We start from the raw sequence: 1,195 nt of genomic DNA, 5'->3' as shown, positions 1-1,195 counted from the left end.
ATCCAACCACACCGCGACGGCCCAACTCGACGACCACCAAGCGTGATGAGGCGGCCGGAACGATCACGCTCCGATTACCAACTGAATGTTTGCGACTGGACCTGTCCGGTACTCGCCGTTAATTTACCTCAATTGCCATTCCCCCCAAGGACTTTGATGGGTCATCATCGAATTGACACGGAAAGCCGGGCACTCGGTGCCCGCACGAAGTGGAGGAGGCGCGGAGTGCGCAATCGGGTGCGCGCAAGGGACGGGCGGCATCTGATGGTGGAGCGTCTGGGCGACCCGCGGGGCAGACCGGTCTTTCTGCTGCACGGAATGCCCGGCAGCCGGCTCGGTCCGGCCCCGCGCGGCATGGTGCTGTACCAGCGCAAGACCCAGCTCATCACCTACGACCGGCCGGGCTATGGCGGCTCCGACCGACTCGCGGGCCGCTGCGTGGCTGACGTCGTGGAGGATGTGCGGGCCATCGCGGACTCGCTCGGGCTGGAGCGGTTCGCCGTGGTGGGCCGTTCCGGCGGGGCCCCGCACGCGCTGGCCTGCGCCGCGCTGATGCCCGAGCGGGTCACGCGTACCGCCGCACTGGTCGGGCTGGCCCCCTGGGGTGCGGACGGCCTGGACTGGTTCGACGGGATGGCCGCCTCCAATGTGCTGGCGTACTCCACGGCGGCGGCCGATCCGGATGGACTGGCGGAGTCGTTCATCTCACGGTCCGCGGTGATCAGACAGAATCCGGTTCGGCTCATCGACGATCTGCGCCGGGAGCTGACCGACTCCGACCGGGTCATCGTCAACGACGCCGGCATCCGTTCGATGCTGTTGCGCAACTACCGTGAGGGGCTGCGCACTTCGGCGTACGGGTGGATCGACGACGCGATCGCTCTCTGCACCCCGTGGGGCTTTGACCCGGCGGACATCACCGGCTCCGTGATGCTGTGGCACGGCGAGAAGGACGTGTTCTCGCCGGTCGGGCACTCCCGCTGGCTGGCCGGGAGGATCCCGGGCGCCACCGCGGTGCTGGAGCCGGCGGCGGCGCACTTCGATGCGCTGTCCGTGCTCCCCGGCATCCTCAATTGGCTGTTGGAGGAGCAGGACACCGCCGCTGCCTTGGAGGGCTGACCCAGGCCGGGGGCCCCCCTCGGGGGGGCCCGGCCGGCGCAGATCGGGATCGGTTGCAGGTGGCGCGGGAAACCGC

1 protein-coding gene is annotated in these 1,195 nt (G+C 69.1%); it reads left to right on the top strand.

The genetic code is table 11. The features are described from left to right. The first annotated feature begins 225 nt into the window (after window positions 1-225). Entirely contained in the window at window positions 226-1,119 is an 894-nt protein-coding gene (locus ABZV38_RS40530) for an alpha/beta fold hydrolase (RefSeq protein WP_356333986.1), read from the top strand. Window positions 1,120-1,195: the final 76 nt, after the last annotated feature.

It is taken from the genome of Streptomyces sp. NPDC005181 (assembly GCF_040608395.1).
Lineage (GTDB): Bacteria > Actinomycetota > Actinomycetes > Streptomycetales > Streptomycetaceae > Streptomyces.
The sequence above is the reverse complement of the archived record's forward strand: the minus strand, read 5'-3'. Positions and strand labels throughout refer to the sequence as shown.